At 37.5% G+C, this 16851-nt stretch carries 20 protein-coding genes and 1 pseudogene; 17 read left to right on the plus strand and 4 right to left on the minus strand.

Annotation, left to right across the window (positions count from 1 at the left end; translation table 11 throughout):
• The first annotated feature begins 130 nt into the window (after window positions 1–130).
• The 7 genes from cccB (at window position 131) to CO726_RS09470 (ending at window position 7546) form a co-directional block, all read left to right on the plus strand.
• Window positions 131–454: a cytochrome c551 gene (gene cccB, locus CO726_RS09435; RefSeq protein WP_098758944.1), complete on the plus strand. Its 324-nt coding sequence runs from the start codon at window positions 131–133 to the stop codon at window positions 452–454.
• 317 nt (window positions 455–771) lie between these two features.
• On the plus strand, window positions 772–1458 hold the full coding sequence (ftsE, locus tag CO726_RS09445) for a cell division ATP-binding protein FtsE (protein WP_098758945.1): 687 nt from the start codon (window positions 772–774) through the stop codon (window positions 1456–1458).
• The gene (gene ftsX / locus CO726_RS09450) at window positions 1448–2341 is read left to right on the plus strand and encodes a permease-like cell division protein FtsX (RefSeq protein ID WP_098758946.1); all 894 of its coding nucleotides are present in this window, start codon (window positions 1448–1450) and stop codon (window positions 2339–2341) included. The genes ftsE and ftsX overlap by 11 nt, the downstream gene beginning before the upstream one ends.
• 118 nt (window positions 2342–2459) lie before the next feature.
• Window positions 2460–3896, plus strand: a complete 1437-nt coding sequence (locus CO726_RS09455) for a S41 family peptidase (RefSeq protein ID WP_098758947.1) — start codon at window positions 2460–2462, stop codon at window positions 3894–3896.
• Window positions 3897–4138: 242 nt separating this feature from the next.
• On the plus strand, window positions 4139–5323 hold the full coding sequence (locus CO726_RS09460; protein ID WP_136699514.1) for a PDZ domain-containing protein: 1185 nt from the start codon (window positions 4139–4141) through the stop codon (window positions 5321–5323).
• A gap of 128 nt (window positions 5324–5451) precedes the next feature.
• Entirely contained in the window at window positions 5452–7167 is a 1716-nt protein-coding gene (locus CO726_RS09465; RefSeq protein WP_099684083.1) for an ABC transporter ATP-binding protein, read from the plus strand.
• A 67-nt stretch (window positions 7168–7234) separates the two neighbouring features.
• On the plus strand, window positions 7235–7546 hold the full coding sequence (locus CO726_RS09470; protein ID WP_000637523.1) for a heavy metal-binding domain-containing protein: 312 nt from the start codon (window positions 7235–7237) through the stop codon (window positions 7544–7546).
• 113 nt (window positions 7547–7659) lie between these two features.
• Here CO726_RS09470 and CO726_RS09475 read toward each other — a convergent pair whose 3' ends face one another.
• The 4 genes from CO726_RS09475 to CO726_RS09490 are packed head-to-tail and all read right to left on the minus strand — an operon-like array spanning window position 7660 to window position 9885.
• Window positions 7660–8019, minus strand: coding sequence for a macrolide transporter (locus CO726_RS09475; RefSeq protein WP_099684084.1), 360 nt, complete (start codon window positions 8017–8019; stop codon window positions 7660–7662).
• Window positions 8020–8027: 8 nt separating this feature from the next.
• On the minus strand, window positions 8028–8567 hold the full coding sequence (locus tag CO726_RS09480; RefSeq protein ID WP_099684085.1) for a flavodoxin family protein: 540 nt from the start codon (window positions 8565–8567) through the stop codon (window positions 8028–8030).
• Window positions 8568–8589: 22 nt separating this feature from the next.
• Complete coding sequence (locus CO726_RS09485) at window positions 8590–8940, minus strand: MerR family transcriptional regulator (RefSeq protein WP_099684086.1); 351 nt, start codon at window positions 8938–8940, stop codon at window positions 8590–8592.
• A 51-nt stretch (window positions 8941–8991) separates the two neighbouring features.
• Window positions 8992–9885, minus strand: coding sequence for a LysR family transcriptional regulator (locus tag CO726_RS09490; protein WP_098758954.1), 894 nt, complete (start codon window positions 9883–9885; stop codon window positions 8992–8994).
• Window positions 9886–10037: 152 nt separating this feature from the next.
• Here CO726_RS09490 and CO726_RS09495 point away from each other — a divergent pair, with 152 nt between their 5' ends.
• The 10 genes and pseudogenes from CO726_RS09495 to uvrB all read left to right on the plus strand — a co-directional run bounded on the left by CO726_RS09495 (window position 10038) and on the right by uvrB (window position 16850).
• Window positions 10038–11060 (plus strand): YeiH family protein, encoded by a 1023-nt coding sequence (locus CO726_RS09495; RefSeq protein ID WP_136699499.1) that lies wholly within the window; start codon window positions 10038–10040, stop codon window positions 11058–11060.
• Window positions 11061–11314: 254 nt separating this feature from the next.
• Entirely contained in the window at window positions 11315–11512 is a 198-nt protein-coding gene (locus CO726_RS09500; protein ID WP_099684088.1) for a helix-turn-helix transcriptional regulator, read from the plus strand.
• A gap of 10 nt (window positions 11513–11522) precedes the next feature.
• Window positions 11523–11912, plus strand: coding sequence for a hypothetical protein (locus CO726_RS09505; protein WP_098758957.1), 390 nt, complete (start codon window positions 11523–11525; stop codon window positions 11910–11912).
• 18 nt (window positions 11913–11930) lie between these two features.
• A complete protein-coding gene (locus tag CO726_RS09510) occupies window positions 11931–12152 on the plus strand; it encodes a hypothetical protein (RefSeq protein WP_016118885.1) in 222 nt (73 codons plus the stop codon).
• Window positions 12149–12525, plus strand: a pseudogene (locus CO726_RS09515) (ATPase). Before CO726_RS09510 ends, CO726_RS09515 begins: the two are co-directional and overlap by 4 nt.
• A gap of 15 nt (window positions 12526–12540) precedes the next feature.
• On the plus strand, window positions 12541–12768 hold the full coding sequence (locus CO726_RS09520; RefSeq protein ID WP_098758958.1) for a hypothetical protein: 228 nt from the start codon (window positions 12541–12543) through the stop codon (window positions 12766–12768).
• 100 nt (window positions 12769–12868) lie between these two features.
• Window positions 12869–13630 (plus strand): MerR family transcriptional regulator, encoded by a 762-nt coding sequence (locus tag CO726_RS09525; protein ID WP_136699502.1) that lies wholly within the window; start codon window positions 12869–12871, stop codon window positions 13628–13630.
• Complete coding sequence (locus CO726_RS09530; protein WP_099684089.1) at window positions 13627–14247, plus strand: hypothetical protein; 621 nt, start codon at window positions 13627–13629, stop codon at window positions 14245–14247. Before CO726_RS09525 ends, CO726_RS09530 begins: the two co-directional genes overlap by 4 nt.
• Before the next feature lie 44 nt (window positions 14248–14291).
• Window positions 14292–14723 carry a DUF4362 domain-containing protein gene (locus tag CO726_RS09535; protein ID WP_099684090.1) on the plus strand — a complete coding sequence of 144 codons (432 nt, stop codon included), beginning with the start codon at window positions 14292–14294 and terminating at the stop codon, window positions 14721–14723.
• Window positions 14724–14873: 150 nt separating this feature from the next.
• A complete protein-coding gene (gene uvrB, locus CO726_RS09540) occupies window positions 14874–16850 on the plus strand; it encodes an excinuclease ABC subunit B (RefSeq protein WP_099684091.1) in 1977 nt (658 codons plus the stop codon).
• Window position 16851 lies beyond the last annotated feature (1 nt).

Genomic DNA, 16851 nt, shown 5'->3' on the forward strand with positions numbered 1-16851 from the left:
TTATTAGGGTTCTTGCTGTATTTTTGGAGAATATGAAATATACCTTAGTTTTTCTATATAAAGATAATGCTTATAATGAAAATGAGTGTGTTAGGAATGAAAAGAATATCAACAATGGGGAGCGATAGAAGTGAAAAAGAAATTGTTGGCTATTGCGCTAGGAACATCAGTCGTTTTTGCTTTAGGAGCATGTGGAAATAAAGAAGAGAGTAAGTCTTCAAATCAGTCTGCAAGTACAGACAGTGCAGAACAAATTTTCCAAAAAAGTTGTGCTGGATGTCACGCAACAGATTTATCAGGGGCAACTGGACCTGATTTAAGAAAAGTAGGCGGTAAGTATGACGCTGCAGATATCGAAGAAATTATTAAAAAAGGTCGCGGTTCCATGTCGCCAGGACTTATTCAAGGTGAAGATGCGAAAAAAGTATCTGAGTGGTTAGCTGAACATAAATAAAAAGAGGGAAATGGACGAGTTGATTATATAATCTTATCCAAAAATGATTTTGGGTAAGAACTATGACAACTCGTTTCCTTTTTTGGGTGTGTAACATAACTGTAACAAAATTGTATCCAAACTGGAAACGGTTTGATGTTACAATGAGGTTTGTAGAATTTTGCTGAAATATATTACATAGAGTAGTATTGCTTATGAAAAAGCATAAGTAAACTGCCTTCAACAAGAAAGACCAGATGAAAATAAAGGGTGTCTTTTATTTTCAAATGTACAGAAAAGTATTTCGAAAAAAATCATTAAGCATTGGGTGATAAATAATGATAAAAATGACGAATGTTTATAAGGAGTACCCGAATGGTATGAAAGCCATTGCTGGTCTCACAGTTAACATTAAACAAGGTGAGTTTGTATACGTAGTTGGACCGAGTGGAGCCGGAAAATCTACATTTATTAAAATGATGTATCGTGAAGAGAAGCCATCTACAGGATCAATTAATGTAAATGGACTTGTTATTGAAACATTAGCAGAAAGAGATGTTCCATATTTCCGTCGTCAATTAGGCGTAATTTTCCAAGATTTTAAATTGTTACCTAAGTTAACGGTATATGAGAATGTTGCGTTTGCCTTAGAAGTAATTGAAGAAGAAAAAGAAGCAATTCTTGAGCGTGTAACAGAAGTTTTAGGTCTCGTAGGTCTTGAAGATCGTGCAGACGCACTTCCAAGTGAACTTTCGGGCGGGGAGCAGCAACGTGTTGCGATTGCGAGAGCAATTGTTAATAGACCAAAGGTTGTAATTGCCGATGAGCCAACAGGAAACTTGGATATTGAAACAGCTCTTGATATTATGAAGATTTTCACGCGCATTAATGAGCGTGGTACAACGATTGTTATGGCGACACATAACTCGGATATCGTAAATACAATCCGTCATCGCGTAATCGCGATTGAAGGCGGAAAAATTGTTCGAGATGAGATTGAGGGAGGATACGGATATGAAGGCTAAGACCCTTAGTCGACATTTGCGAGAAGGTGTAAAGAATCTATCACGTAACGGATGGATGACGTTTGCTTCTGTTAGTGCAGTAACAGTTACATTATTACTTGTAGGTGTCTTTTTAACAGCGATTATGAATATGAACCATTTTGCGACGAAAGTAGAGCAAGATGTAGAGATTCGTGTACACATTGATCCAGCAGCAAAAGAAGCTGATCAAAAGAAATTAGAAGATGATATGAGTAAGGTTGCAAAAGTAGACTCTATTAAATATTCTTCTAAAGAAGAAGAGTTAAAACGTTTAATTAAAAGCTTAGGCGATAGCGGAAAAACGTTTGAGTTATTTGAACAAGATAACCCACTTAAAAACGTATTCATTGTAAAAGCAAAAGAACCAACAGATACAGCGACAATCGCGAAAAAGATTGAAAAAATGCAGTTTGTAAGTAATGTTCAGTACGGAAAAGGGCAAGTTGAACGATTATTTGATACTGTAAAAACTGGTCGTAACATCGGGATTGTGTTAATTGCTGGTCTTTTATTCACAGCGATGTTCTTAATCTCTAATACAATTAAAATTACAATTTATGCTCGTAGTACAGAAATCGAAATTATGAAACTTGTAGGTGCAACAAACTGGTTTATTCGTTGGCCGTTCTTGTTAGAGGGATTATTCCTAGGAGTATTAGGATCAATTATTCCAATTGGTTTAATTCTTGTTACGTATAATTCACTACAAGGTGTGTTTAATGAAAAACTTGGCGGAACAATTTTCGAACTTCTACCATACAGTCCTTTTGTATTCCAATTAGCTGGTTTACTAGTGTTAATCGGGGCTTTAATCGGTATGTGGGGAAGTGTAATGTCAATTCGTCGCTTCTTAAAAGTATAAAAAGTTGCAAACATAATTCGTACAAGCTTATCATATAGTAGAAATAGGTAAAGGCATCACACACTGTGTGATGCCTTTTGCTACACCACCTGTGTGTTTTGGAAAGGGGAATTCCGCATTGAAACGTAGAGTTGCAATTATTGGAATGGTTGTTGCATTTTTAATTGGTGCTGGCGGAATGTTTGCAGGTATGTCTTTATTTGGGGTTAACCCAGCAGAAGTAACGCAAACAATTTCGAGTGGAAACGCTAGCACTGCGCAAGGGAATTTGGCAAAAATTAATGAGGCGTATGCACTAATTGATTCACGTTATGTGGAAGACGTGAAAGATGACAAGTTAGTCGAAGGTGCAATACAAGGTATGTTGTCTACGCTGAAGGACCCTTATTCCACGTATATGGATAAAGAAACAGCCAAACAGTTTAGTGAATCGCTTGATCCTGAGTTAGAGGGGATTGGGGCTGAGGTGAACAAGACGGACGGTAAGCTTATTATCGTATCGCCAATTAAAGGTTCACCAGCAGAAAAGATAGGAATTAAACCGAATGACCAAATTTTATCTGTAGATGGAAACAGTGTGAAAGACTTATCACGTGAAGAAGCTGTATTAAAAATTCGTGGTAAAAAGGGAACGACTGTCGCGGTTGAAATTAAACGTGCAGGAGTGACTGATCCGATTGTATTTAAAATTAAGCGTGAAAAAATTCCGATCTTCACAGTATTTAGTTCTGTGAAACAAGAGAACGGAAAAGATATCGGTTATATGCAAATCACTTCCTTCGCCGAAAATACAGCGAAAGAATTTAAGGATCAGTTAAAAGAGTTAGAGAAGAAAAATATAAAAGGCTTAGTTATTGACGTGCGTGGTAATCCTGGTGGCTATTTAAATAGTGTAGAAGAGATACTAGGGGAAATTATGACGGATAAAAAGCCGATGCTGCAAGTAGAGCAGCGAAATGGTGAGAAGAAGAAATTCTCTACAGAGTTGAAAGAGAGAAAATCATATCCAATTTCAGTATTGATTGATAAAGGAAGTGCCTCCGCTTCGGAAATTTTAGCTGGTGCGCTGAAAGAAGGAGAAGGCTACGATTTAATTGGTGAAACAACGTTTGGTAAAGGAACTGTTCAGCAAGCCGTTCCATTTAAAGATGGTAGTAACATTAAATTAACGATGTTTAAATGGTTAACTCCAGATGGAAATTGGATTCATAAAAAAGGAATCAAGCCAACTGTAGAAGTGAAACAACCAGATTATTATCATGCCACGCCAATTCAAATTGAAAAGACACTTTCATACAATTCAAATGATGAGCAAGTAAAGCATGCACAAGAAATGCTAAAAAGCTTAGGCTATGTAACAGGGCGTGAGGATGGATACTTTAGTAAAGAGACAGAGTCAGCGCTGAAAGCATTCCAAAATGCGAATAAGATGGAAGCGACAGGGCAGCTTGATAAAAAGACAGCTGAGGCGATTCAAACGAAAATTATTGAAAAAATCCGTTCTGGAGAAAATGATCTACAATTACAGTCAGCATTAAAATTAATAGCGAAATAAAGTGAATCTTTAATCAGTGGGGGGTTATCAGCCCTCACCAATCGGACTTTAATGGGCAGCCCGCCCCCCACCTAAATTCTTTGCTTTCGCTGAATTTTGAGGTGGGGGTCTTACTGCCCATTAAAGCGGGATAAAAAAAATACAGGCAGTTTGCTGCCTGTATTTTTTTGTGTTAAACAAACGTTTGTCCAGTTATGATAATATAAAAAGAAAGAATGATATAAATGGTGGTGAATGGGTTCGTGGAGGCGTGGATTTTTGAGATAATGCGGGCAGTTGGACGTTTTTTCTTACACCCTGCTGTCTATGTATTTTTAATAAGTAGTATCTTCGTTGGTTACTTACGTATGTTACGAGAACGAAAAGACTTTTCTTTTAAAGTTTATGATATTTGGTTTGAACTGCGAACATCTCTATTTGCGGGGATTGGATATGGATTCGTGGTATCTATTATTACGATTGGGCTTGGACTTGTTGTTTCTAAAGCGAGCTTATGGGCCATCTTACTTTGGACGTTACTATTTGGATTAACTGCTATGTATCGATATTTATCAGCAGCTTATACGTTTAGTATCGCGATTGTATGTGTTCTATTATCTTCTAAGCTACCAGTTTCCTTCTTACAGCTTGGAGAAGGTGAAGAGGGTACGATTGTGTCTCTTGCTATTTTGCTAGGCGTCATGCTCGTTGTAGAGGGCTTATTGATTTCTAAAAATGCAGTAGGATATTCGACGCCGAAGATTAGGAAGGGGAAGCGTGGGTTAAAGATTGGTTTACACGAATCAAAGCGTTTGTGGATCGTTCCTATTTTTATTCTTATACCAGGTGACGCGGTAACGCAGTTTATTTCATGGTGGCCTGTCGTTTCAATAGGTTCAGATACATATTCTCTATTCCTCGTTCCATTTTTAATTGGATTTATGAGAAGGATTAGAAGTTATGAGCCGACGGAAGCTTTATTATTTACAGGAAGACGTGTGTACGGATTAGCAGGACTTGTGCTTGTTTTAGGAATTGCAAGTTATTGGTGGCACGTGCTTGCAATTATCGCAATGGGAGTTGCAATGCTTGGACGTTTTACGATTTCCATGCAAGAAAAAATTTCCGATGAGACAAGACCAGCGTACTTCGCTGCACGTAATGATGGACTCGTTGTATTAGATACAATCCCGAATACAATTGGGGCAGAGCTGAATTTATTACCTGGAGAAATGATTACGAAAGTAAATGGAGTCATTCCAAGAAGCGCTGAGGAATTTTATGATGCGCTTCAAACGAAGACGACAGGAGCATTTTGTAAGTTAGAAGTATTAGATACAAATGGAGAGCTACGTCTTGCTCAAACGGCATTATACGCCGGTGGACATCACGAATTAGGAATTGTGTTTGTTCAGCAAGAACATGAGTGGGATTCGGAAGCTATGTAATAAATGGGAAACCTTCATCCGAAATAGATGAAGGTTTTTTTAGTTTCATAGACGGATAACTTGAATAATTATTTGATAATGGTTATCATTTAGGGAGTCTTTTTAATTTTGGAAAATGGAGGGAAGATATGCTACGTAAATTTTTTTCTTACTATAGACCGTATAAAGGTTTATTTATACTCGACTTTTCTTGTGCAGTTATCGCAGGATTATTAGAACTTGGCTTCCCGCTTATCGTAAATCAATTTATTGATAAGTTATTGCCAGGGCAAAACTGGACACTTATTTTATGGGCATGTTTCGGTTTACTTGCAGTGTATATGTTAAATGCAGGCTTACAATACGTCGTTACATATTGGGGACATATGCTTGGCGTTAACATTGAAACAGATATGAGGCAGAAATTATTTGATCATATTCAAAAGCTATCATTCAGATTTTTTGACAATAATAAAACAGGTCATTTAATTTCACGTCTTACAAACGACTTAATGGAAATTGGGGAAATTGCTCACCACGGGCCAGAAGATTTATTTATCGCCGTAATGACTTTGGTTGGGGCATTCTCATTTATGATGATGATCAACTGGAAGTTAGCGCTATTAACGTTCTTCGTTATTCCATTCTTATTATGGTTAGCACTTTACTTCAACAAAAAAATGACAGGTACGTTTAGACGTTTATTCTCAGATGTTGCTGATTTCAATGCGTGTATTGAGAATAATGTTGGTGGTATCCGCGTTGTACAAGCATTCGGAAATGAAAAGTTTGAGAAAGAGCAATTTGCTGTTAACAACGCTCGTTTCCGTACAACGAAATTAATGGCGTATAAAATTATGGCGTTAAATTCATCGATTAGTTATATGCTCATGCGTCTCGTAACACTCTTCGTCTTAATATGTGGTACATGGTTTGTTCTGCAAGGTGAATTAACGTACGGTGGATTTATTGGATTCGTTCTATTAACGAATATTTTCTTCCGCCCAATTGAAAAAATTAATGCGGTAATCGAAAGCTATCCGAAAGGGATCGCTGGTTTTAAGAGATATGTAGAGCTTCTTGAAACAGAGCCAGATATTGTAGACTCTAAAGATGCGATGGAAGTTAAATATGTACACGGTGATATTCAATATAACAACATCACGTTCGGATATGAAAATAAAGAACCGATTTTAAATGACATTAGCTTGAAAATACATGCAGGCGAAACAGTTGCATTCGTTGGACCATCAGGAGCAGGGAAAACAACGTTATGTAGTTTACTCCCGCGTTTTTATGAGCAATCATCTGGTTCTATCCAAATTGATGGTATTGATACGAAAGATATGATGTTATCTTCACTTCGTAAGCAAATCGGAATCGTGCAGCAAGATGTGTTCTTATTCTCAGGAACGATTCGTGAAAATATTGCTTACGGAAATTTAAAGGCGTCAGAAACTGAAATTTGGCAGGCAGTAAAACGTGCGCAGTTAGAAGACTTAATTTACTCACAACCAGACGGTTTAGATACTGTTATCGGTGAGCGCGGCGTGAAACTTTCAGGGGGACAGAAGCAGCGTCTAGCGATTGCACGTATGTTCTTGAAAAACCCGCCAATTTTAATATTGGATGAAGCAACGTCTGCATTAGATACAGAGACGGAATTAGCGATTCAAAAGTCACTTGCTGAGCTATCTGTCGGCCGTACAACATTAGTTATTGCCCACAGACTTGCAACGATTAAAAATGCAGATCGCATCGTTGTTGTAAATAAAGATGGTATTGCAGAACAAGGTTCACATGATGAATTAATTGAACAAGGCGGAGGATACAGCAGGTTATACGAAGCGCAGTTCAGTTCGTAAATATAATTTCTACTGAATTAGCACATCCTATAAGTAGATGAAAATCTCATATGGGAGGCTATAAAGTATGATTGTAACAACAACGTCTACAATTCAAGGAAAAGAGATTATTGAGTATATCGATATCGTCAATGGAGAAGCGATTATGGGCGCGAATATCGTTCGTGACCTTTTTGCCTCTGTTCGTGACGTTGTCGGCGGTCGTGCTGGCGCTTATGAAAGTAAATTAAAAGAAGCGCGCGACATCGCAATGGAAGAGATGAAAACTTTCGCAAGACAAAAAAATGCAAATGCAATTGTAGGTATCGACGTGGATTACGAAGTAGTTCGCGAAGGGATGCTAATGGTTGCAGTGAGCGGGACTGCTGTCCGTATATAAAGTAAAAAGCCGTGCTGATGCACGGTTTTTTACTTTTATTGATGCTATTCTATGTCGAAGTTCCAATATTTCTTGGGAAATGCGGAAGGTCCCGTCGATATATAGGGAAGACATTAGAGCGCTTCTTTACATTTCCGGATTTGAACTAATAATGTTTCGTATTCTTGCTCGAGAGATGTGATATCATCGTGATGATTTGGAATGGAAATTCGGCCGATGATTTCTGTTAATTTCGTTTGTAATCGTAATAATTCTTGTTCAGTAACGTTTACAGAATCCCCGGTTGTCCTTTTTGTATATTGCTCGTAATTACCGTGGAATACTCTTGGTTCACCCTCATCTACTTGTAGAATATGGTCTGCAACAGAGCGAATAAAGGCACGGTCATGGCTAATGAAAAGTATTGTGCCAGGATACTCTTGTAACATGATTTCTAATTCTTCTTGCGTCGCTAAGTCTAAATAGTTTGTCAAACTTATTTCTATTTGCTATTTTTGAATTCATTATTATACAATTGTGCTTTTGCCAGCGCCTCGGCATCGTTTTTGATTTCATCTAGTCCATTCGCATCCCCAATAATATACCCTTCAAATGATGAACCAACAAAATCAAAGATGTATTGAAACTGGGAGATAAGAGGTAATGCTTTTAGCTTTGGATTATCCCCACCAACGATGACAACATACATTTTTTTGCCTTTCATTTTCTCTTTGAAATGAAGAGATGTATCACGCAAGCTTTGTGACCAACGATCAACAAAGTTTTTCATATGTCCACTCATTCCGTACCAATATAATGGTGTAGCAAAGATAATTGTGTCGTGCTCTAACATGCGTTTGGTTAACTGCTCGTAGTCATCATTTACAGGTTGGAATCCTTCTGCATCATGACGTTGGTCTGTAATAGGATGAACTATATAATCTCGTAAGTAAATTTGTTCTGTTTCAATTCCATCGATCACCATATGTGTTAGAGCTTCCGTATTTCCGTTTTGTCTTGAACTGCCGTGTATAACAAACATGTAATCATTCCTTTTCTTTTGCTTATTTTAGGAGTGAAACGTGTTTTTGCAAATTCATTTGAATGCTGGAAAGTAATGAGATTTGCTTTGTTACTTCATTAAGTTTATCTTCATAAAGCGCAAGGATACTGCTGCAAGGATTTTCGTACAGATGCGGTTCAATTTCAAGGCAGCGCAGCATCCTTGCCGTCTCTTCTAAATTTAAGCCAATTTGTAAGTACATTTGAATAAGCTCCATTTTTTCGATGGCACTTTCATCAAAATCACGATAGCCATTTACGAGGCGCTTCGAAGGGAGTAATCCCTTTTCTTCGTAATGTCTTAGTGATCTTTCGCTAACGCCAGTTTCTTTTGATAACTCTCCAATTCGCAATGTATTTCACTCCTTTTACATGTATTGTAAACCTTCACACTAATGTGAAGGTCAATGCTGTTTTTTCGTAAAAGAATTTACATGATTTAAAAATACTTGAATGGCCTTAGACGGAATAAAATATTTGCCGCGCACGATGGAGAATGGACGGATGAGTTGTTCATTTGGAACTTCGACGTGGAATAGTTCTTTTGCCAGTAACTCTTTCCGTACAGTCCAATCAGAAAGGATGGCGATGCCAAGCCCGGCAGCGACAGCTTCCTTCACGCTTTGGATACTACTGAATGTAAAGAATCGTTTCATTTTTAAATGGTGTTGATGAATAAAGCGATCACTATAAGCGCGTGTACCAGAACCACTTTCTCTTAATACCCATACTTGATCTTGGAGTGTGTTTTCATTTATTTCATTTGTGCGAAGCAGTGGATGATTTGGCGGGACGACGAGCTTCATTTCATCTTGCATAAATGTTTCAACGTCAACGTCGGCGTATACGACTTGCCCTTCTACTAAGCCTATATCAATTTGATTAGAGCGAAGGCTTTGCAAAACGTCTTCTGTATTTGAGATAAAGGTATGAACCTCGACGTGTGGATTTTCATTTGCAAAGTTAGCGAGTATTTTTGGAAGTAAGTATTCGCCAATTGTAAAACTAGCACCGATGCGGAGAGTTCCTGTTACAACGTTATGTAGCTCATTAATTTCTTGCTTAGCATCTTCGTAAAGAGAGAGCATTTGCTTTGCGTGTATATATAAAATGTTTCCAGCCTCTGTCACTTGAACGTGCTTAGGGGAGCGCTGAATGAGTGTAGTTCCAAATTCGTTTTCTAAGTTGCGAATGTGCATACTTACGCCAGGCTGTGAAAGGTTTAATAATTCTGCTGCACGGGAGAAATGTTTCTGTTCAACGACCGTAACAAAAATTTTTAAAATATCTACGTTCATGTAAGGGGCTCCTTTCGTTTTTCTTTCATCTTATCATAAGTATTTCTGATGATAGAGATTCAATATTGATATTAAACTTATTATAGAAACTCTCTTATAATCTAAGTATAAAGAACATGCATGTTTCAATACGATTATTGGGGTGGTTTGAAGTGGAACAAACACTTGTTAGACAAAAGAAGAAGGGCTTTGGATTTTCACAAGGGATTGGGATTACACTATTAATCGCAATTGCGGCGAAATATTTAGCAGAGCTTCCATTTTTAAATATTATGGGACAATTAGTAATTGCTATTCTAATTGGGATGGTTTGGCGTGCGGCAATTGGAGTTCCTCATGATGCGATTGCAGGGACGAACTTTGCGAGTAAGAAGTTGCTTCGTTTTGGGATCATCTTACTTGGAATGCGGTTAAATCTTGTTGATATTGCGAAGGCAGGGCCGAAAGTATTGGTCATCGCTGCCGTTGTTATTACATTTACGATTTTCGTTGTATATGGACTAACGAAAGTGTTTAAGGTAGAAAAAAAGCTTGGAATTTTAACAGCGTGCGGAACAGCAATTTGCGGCGCGGCAGCGGTCGTGGCAATTGCACCGCAAGTGAAAACGAAGGATGAAGAAACGGCAGTTGGGGCAGCGATTATTGCAATTTTAGGTACAATATTTACACTTATTTATACGCTATTATACCCAGTGCTTGGCTTCTCACCGTATGGTTACGGTGTATTCTCAGGTGCGACGCTGCATGAAATCGCCCATGTTATCGCAGCTGCGGCGCCAGGAGGAAGTACGGCTGTAGACATCGCAGTTATCGTGAAGTTAACGCGCGTTGCAATGCTTGTGCCAGTAGCGATTTTAATTGGATTATGGTTTGGTAAGAGTGAAGGAAGCGAGGAAAAAAGATCGTGGCGCGACCTTCCGATTCCATGGTTCATCTTCGGATTTTTAGCGATGAGTGCAGTGCATTCGCTCGGGATTATTCCAGAAGTTGTTGCTGGATATATTGTTGTCATTGCTTATATGCTTATCGCAATGGCGATGGCGGGTCTTGGCTTAAATGTAGAGTTTAAAACGTTCCGTAAGTTAGGAAGCAAAGCATTTGTGGCGGGGCTGATTGGCTCGGTTTGCCTTTCTATTCTTGGATACGTTCTTGTATATGCGTTAGGATTTATGTAGTAGGACGAAGAAGCTGTTCCGAAAGATATTTTGGGACAGCTTCTTTCTTATGTTTATGGTGCCATGGATGTCGATATTTGTCGGTAAGTCGATATATTTGAAAAATCGCTGATATAAATTTAATTACTCTTGTACTTGGCTAGAGAAAATATTCAGTGAAACATTTTTCTGAAATTTGTAAAGATATCTTTACTTATAACTGGAAAATATTTATAATTTAAGTAAAGATATCTTTACTTTTAAAGGTGGAGCCTATGGGTGTGAAAAATACAATAAAAGAGTTAAGAAAGCAACATCATATAACGCAAGTTGAAATGGCAAAGGCGATGCAGGTGACGCGGCAGACAATTGTGGCGATTGAAAATCATCATTACAACCCGAGTCTAGAGTTATCCTTAAAAATCGCCAAATATTTTGGGATGAAGGTGGAGGAAATATTTACGCTAGAGTAAGGGGAGAAAAATGAACGATACTACAAAGTTATTTGTCGGTGCAACCTTTGGATTGTTTTTGGGAGACATTATAGTTCATATTATGAATCCGGCTATACCAATTTTACCGCTCGTAGTGAGTAACGTTTTAGCAATTGTATTTTTGACAGTGTATGTGTATTACAAAAAGCGTAAGTACAAAGAAGAAGAACTTCCAGATATAGATGAGCGAGTAAATGAAAATATAAAAAAGCATGTAAACGTCTCATTTGTATTCGCATTTCTGTTGCTTATTGTTTATATTGTTGCGAGCAAAGCAATAGGACGAATTACTATACCTATTACAGAAATGTTCATTGTATGTAGTTTCTTATTTGCGGGTAGTCTCGTCATAGGAGTTATGGCGGGGAAACGAGCATAGCGATAGGGGGAATGAAAAATGCAAGATGAGTTTGAGAGATTTCAGTCAGATAAAGCGTTTAAATATGTAGGGTTATTTTTTACGATTAGTTTAGCGATATGGAGTTTATATAATTTAATTGTTGACGGAAATGCCGGTATGCCGTTTGTTTTATTTGTACTAGGGCAGTGGGTGTATTTTCTTGTGAACTATTGGCCGAAGTGGAAATATAGAAATCAAAAAGAGGCTGATCATGTATGAGTAAGCAAGATATTATACGGTTTATAGGAAGTTTGTTTTAAATGTGAGTTTAATGATTTTAAGTATTTCTTGGGGGAACCATTTTCATATCGAATGTAGCGCTAGTCATTTTATATGGAATTTCCGAATATAGAGAACAGAAGCGTTTGAAAGAAGAGGGAGTACCGTCGATTGATGAGAGAGTTGTGAACAAGATGAAATCATATTTTACGATTTGTATTACAAGCTTCGTTTTTTGTTCATTATGTATCTTTGTGTAAATAAGTATGTAGATAGACAAGTAATGCATGTGAATGAGTTATTGTATATTACTATTTTGGGTTTATTAATAAGTATGGCATCGACGAGTATTTTCGCAACAAGGAATAGATAGAAAAGGGGAACTGGGATGGGATTACCGGTATTATCTGTCGCTACAGTCATATTTGCGCTTCTTTGGGGAATACAAAATTTTTCTCGTAATCCAGTGCCAAGCATTTGTATTATGATTGGTACTGTAGGTTTATCGTATTATTTATTATTATTAGCCCATTATCATAAAACAGCAACGAGTGTTGTCGTTGGAGCACTTATTTTATTTTGTGGTCGTGCTGTACAAAAGGGGTTATTTCCATAAAAGCTGTTTATACAAATAGTATAAACAGCTTTTTGTATTTTTTTTACAAAACACTTGAAAGTTACGTAACGTCATCTTTTATAATGAAGTGGAAGAGGTGATGGCAGTGATTTCAATACAACAATTGACGAGAGAAACAGGGGTAACAGTACGTACATTACGTTATTATGATCAAATAGAGTTATTAAAGCCAAGTGGTAAAACAGAGGGTGGACATCGGTTATATAGTGAAGCTGACGTAATACGACTGCAACAAATTTTATTCTTAAAAGAAATGGGATTTTCATTAAAAGAGTCTGCGAATATGTTAGTAAAAGGGGAGCTTAACTTAAAGGATTCGCTTGAAAAACAACTTCGGTTTGTACAGGAAGAACAAAAGAAACTTAATCGAATGGAGCGTGTTTTACAAGCAGTTGTTTATTCAGTAGATGTGGAGGGAGAACTTGATTGGAAAGTTATGTTTGAACTTATTCAGCTTTCGAAACAGTCTCCTCGTATACGTGAAATATTTCAAAATGAAGTATTTTCAAAGGAAGAGCAAAAATTGCTTTACAATTTGCCAAATATGAGTGAAGAAGATCCGAATGTTTTAGAATGGGTAGATTTATTAAAGCAATTACGTCATTTTATGAAAGAAGGTAAGGAAGCAGCGAGTGATGAGGTACAAGGGGCAATGAAGAAATTAATGCAGAAGTGTTTAGAAATGGCCAATGGTGACGAAGCGTTTTTAGATAAGTTATGGGAAGTTAGAAAATCGAAGGAAGATTCACAGAAAATGAGCATGTATCCAATCGAAGAAGAATTTTTATTATATATGGATGAAGCTTTTCGTATATATGATGAAAAGGAGAAGGGTAAATGAGTATACTCGCAGAATATCGTTGGTATTTTTTAATTGGAGCAGAGATTGTATTTTGGTTATCGGCTATTGGTTTCTTTTTACTTCGCTATGGATTCCGTTTGAAGAAGGCGAGCTTTATTATGGGGATTGTACTCCTAGTAAATGAAGTGTTTATTTTAACATTAGGGGCAGTGGACTATTATCAAACAGGAAAGTTCTCTAATTTTCAAATCATTACTGTAATTATTTTATTGTATGCAGTTTTCTATGGGAAAAAGGATTTGAAGAAGCTTGATATATTTGCGCAAAAGCTAGTTGCGAAATGGCGGAATGAACCAGCACCGATTATGGAAGAACATGTAGAATTAACAGGTATGGCTTATGCGAAGCAGGAAATAAAAAATTGGGTATTACATCTTGTTTTATTCGTTGTTGTGCATATTTTCTTTTTCTTTCTGTACGGTTTTGTCCCGTTTGAACAATGGCATAATTGGTTAGAAACGGGGATTGTTTTAAATGAAAAAGCAAGTCGTGTTAGCCAAGTTTGGGCGATTATACTTTTAGTGGATACAGTTATTTCATTTTCATATGTTCTTTTTCCGAAGAAGGAGAAAGGAAAAGAAAAGCTACTTTCATAGTTGAAAGTAGCTTTTGGGTATACAAATAATTTTTATAGGAGAGGATGACAATAGGAAAAAGAACCAGTTTTATATGTCTATTTCTTTTTAGTTTAGTAGCATGTTCACCATCTAACACTACAATTGATAAGAAGAACGATGTCATTGTAAAGGGAACCAGGATTTCCAATCTAGATAAATTTGAGCAGTTCGTTATGAACGTTGATCAAGGGAAAGTTGATAAAATAAGAATTGCACAGTATACCGATGAAGGTGACCCGGTTTTTCAAACGTTAGAGCATAGCGGGAAAGATATACTTTATGTGTTAGATAGTAGACAAGACAAGTTTGCTGATGACCATAAAGGGTTACATAAAGATAGTTGTAAAAGTATTGTTAAAGAGCAGCGTGAATTAGAAAGTACTTATCGGTTAATAGATTGTATGAATGAAGCTGGGCGCAATGGATATGACTTAGTATATGTACCTAAAAAATAGAGTTAGTAGAGGAAGGAAGTATTTACTCCTTCCTTTTTCTATGTATATATTGTCGAAAACTTTACCGAATATCTGTTCGTTTTTTTAGGTTTTTTATGGGCATTCGTGGTAAAATAATAATACAGATTTTTATGAGGAGGTCGGATTTTCTTGGAACGTCAATTTGAAATTGTCTCAGCGTATTCCCCGCAAGGTGATCAGCCGGTAGCTATAGAGAAGCTTGTAGAGGGAATTAATAGTGGAAAGAAAAAGCAAGTGTTGCTTGGTGCGACAGGAACGGGTAAGACATTTACGATTTCAAATGTTATTAAAGAAGTGCAAAAGCCAACACTTGTCATGGCTCACAATAAAACGTTAGCAGGACAGTTATATAGTGAGTTGAAAGACTTTTTTCCGAATAATGCAGTTGAATATTTTGTTAGTTATTACGATTATTATCAGCCAGAAGCGTATGTGCCTCAAACAGATACTTTTATTGAAAAAGATGCGCAGATTAATGATGAAATTGATAAATTGCGTCACTCAGCAACGTCAGCATTATTTGAACGGGACGATGTAATTATCGTTGCGAGTGTTTCGTGTATATATGGTTTAGGTTCTCCAGAAGAATACCGCGAGTTAGTTGTTTCACTTCGAGTTGGTATGGAAAAGGACCGCAATCAATTGCTTCGTGAACTTGTTGATGTACAGTATGGACGTAATGATATTGATTTCAAGCGTGGTACATTCCGTGTGCGCGGAGATGTAGTTGAAATCTTCCCGGCATCACTTGACGAGCATTGTATTCGAATTGAGTTTTTCGGCGATGAAATCGATCGTATTCGCGAAGTAAATGCGTTAACAGGTGAAGTATTAGCAGAACGTGATCATGTAGCAATCTTCCCAGCATCTCACTTCGTTACACGTGAGGAAAAAATGAAGGTCGCTATTGAAAATATCGAAAAAGAATTAGAAGAGCGTTTAAAGGAGTTAAATGATAACGGTAAGTTGTTAGAAGCGCAGCGTATAGAGCAACGTACGCGTTATGATTTAGAAATGATGCGCGAGATGGGCTTTTGTTCAGGGATTGAAAACTATTCCCGTCATTTAACACTTCGTCCGGCGGGGGCAACGCCGTATACGCTATTAGACTATTTCCCGAAAGATTTCTTAATCGTTATGGATGAGTCGCATGTATCAGTACCGCAAGTAAGAGCGATGTATAACGGGGACCAAGCGCGTAAGCAAGTGCTTGTGGATCATGGATTCCGTCTGCCATCAGCTTTAGATAATAGACCGCTCACATTCGATGAGTTTGAAGAGAAAACGAATCAAGTTATTTACGTTTCAGCAACGCCAGGACCGTATGAGTTAGAGCAGTCGCCAGAAGTAATAGAACAAATTATTCGTCCAACAGGGCTTTTAGATCCGCCAATTGATATACGACCAATTGAAGGGCAAATTGACGATCTATTAGGAGAGATTCAAGATCGCATTGCAAAAAATGAACGTGTATTAATTACGACTTTAACGAAGAAGATGTCAGAGGATTTAACGGACTACTTAAAAGATGTAGGAATTAAAGTGAACTATCTTCACTCTGAAATTAAAACGTTAGAACGTATTGAAATTATCCGTGATCTTCGCCTCGGTAAGTTTGATGTACTTGTTGGTATTAACTTATTAAGAGAAGGATTAGATATTCCAGAAGTATCACTTGTAGCTATTTTAGATGCTGATAAAGAAGGATTCTTGCGTTCAGAGCGTTCATTAATTCAAACAATCGGTCGTGCAGCCCGTAATGAAAACGGCCGCGTTATTATGTACGCAGATCGCATAACGAGATCGATGGGAATTGCAATTGAAGAAACGCAGCGTCGTCGTACTATACAAGAAGCTTACAATGAAGAGCATGGTATTACACCGAAAACAATTCAAAAAGGTGTGCGTGATGTCATCCGTGCAACGACAGCTGCTGAAGAGACAGAAACATATGAAGCAACTCCAGCTAAGAAGATGACGAAAAAAGAGCGTGAAAAGACAATCGCGAAGATGGAAGCAGAGATGAAAGAAGCAGCAAAAGCGTTAGATTTCGAGCGTGCAGCTGAATTAAGAGATTTACTATTAGAATTAAAAGCGGAAGGGTGAA

Origin of the sequence: Bacillus fungorum (assembly GCF_002746455.1) — a bacterium.
Classification (GTDB): domain Bacteria; phylum Bacillota; class Bacilli; order Bacillales; family Bacillaceae_G; genus Bacillus_A; species Bacillus_A fungorum.

Coding starts and splice junctions, on each gene's coding strand:
- ftsE (WP_098758945.1), top strand. CDS start 772: ATGATAAAAATGACGAATGTTTATAAGGAGTACCCGAATGGTATGAAA.
- ftsX (WP_098758946.1), top strand. CDS start 1,448: ATGAAGGCTAAGACCCTTAGTCGACATTTGCGAGAAGGTGTAAAGAAT.
- CO726_RS09465 (WP_099684083.1), top strand. CDS start 5,452: ATGCTACGTAAATTTTTTTCTTACTATAGACCGTATAAAGGTTTATTT.
- CO726_RS09470 (WP_000637523.1), top strand. CDS start 7,235: ATGATTGTAACAACAACGTCTACAATTCAAGGAAAAGAGATTATTGAG.
- CO726_RS09480 (WP_099684085.1), bottom strand. CDS start 8,567: ATGTTTGTTATACACGGCAGTTCAAGACAAAACGGAAATACGGAAGCT.
- CO726_RS09490 (WP_098758954.1), bottom strand. CDS start 9,885: ATGAACGTAGATATTTTAAAAATTTTTGTTACGGTCGTTGAACAGAAA.
- CO726_RS09500 (WP_099684088.1), top strand. CDS start 11,315: ATGGGTGTGAAAAATACAATAAAAGAGTTAAGAAAGCAACATCATATA.
- CO726_RS09505 (WP_098758957.1), top strand. CDS start 11,523: ATGAACGATACTACAAAGTTATTTGTCGGTGCAACCTTTGGATTGTTT.
- CO726_RS09510 (WP_016118885.1), top strand. CDS start 11,931: ATGCAAGATGAGTTTGAGAGATTTCAGTCAGATAAAGCGTTTAAATAT.
- CO726_RS09520 (WP_098758958.1), top strand. CDS start 12,541: ATGGGATTACCGGTATTATCTGTCGCTACAGTCATATTTGCGCTTCTT.
- CO726_RS09525 (WP_136699502.1), top strand. CDS start 12,869: ATGGCAGTGATTTCAATACAACAATTGACGAGAGAAACAGGGGTAACA.
- CO726_RS09530 (WP_099684089.1), top strand. CDS start 13,627: ATGAGTATACTCGCAGAATATCGTTGGTATTTTTTAATTGGAGCAGAG.
- CO726_RS09535 (WP_099684090.1), top strand. CDS start 14,292: ATGACAATAGGAAAAAGAACCAGTTTTATATGTCTATTTCTTTTTAGT.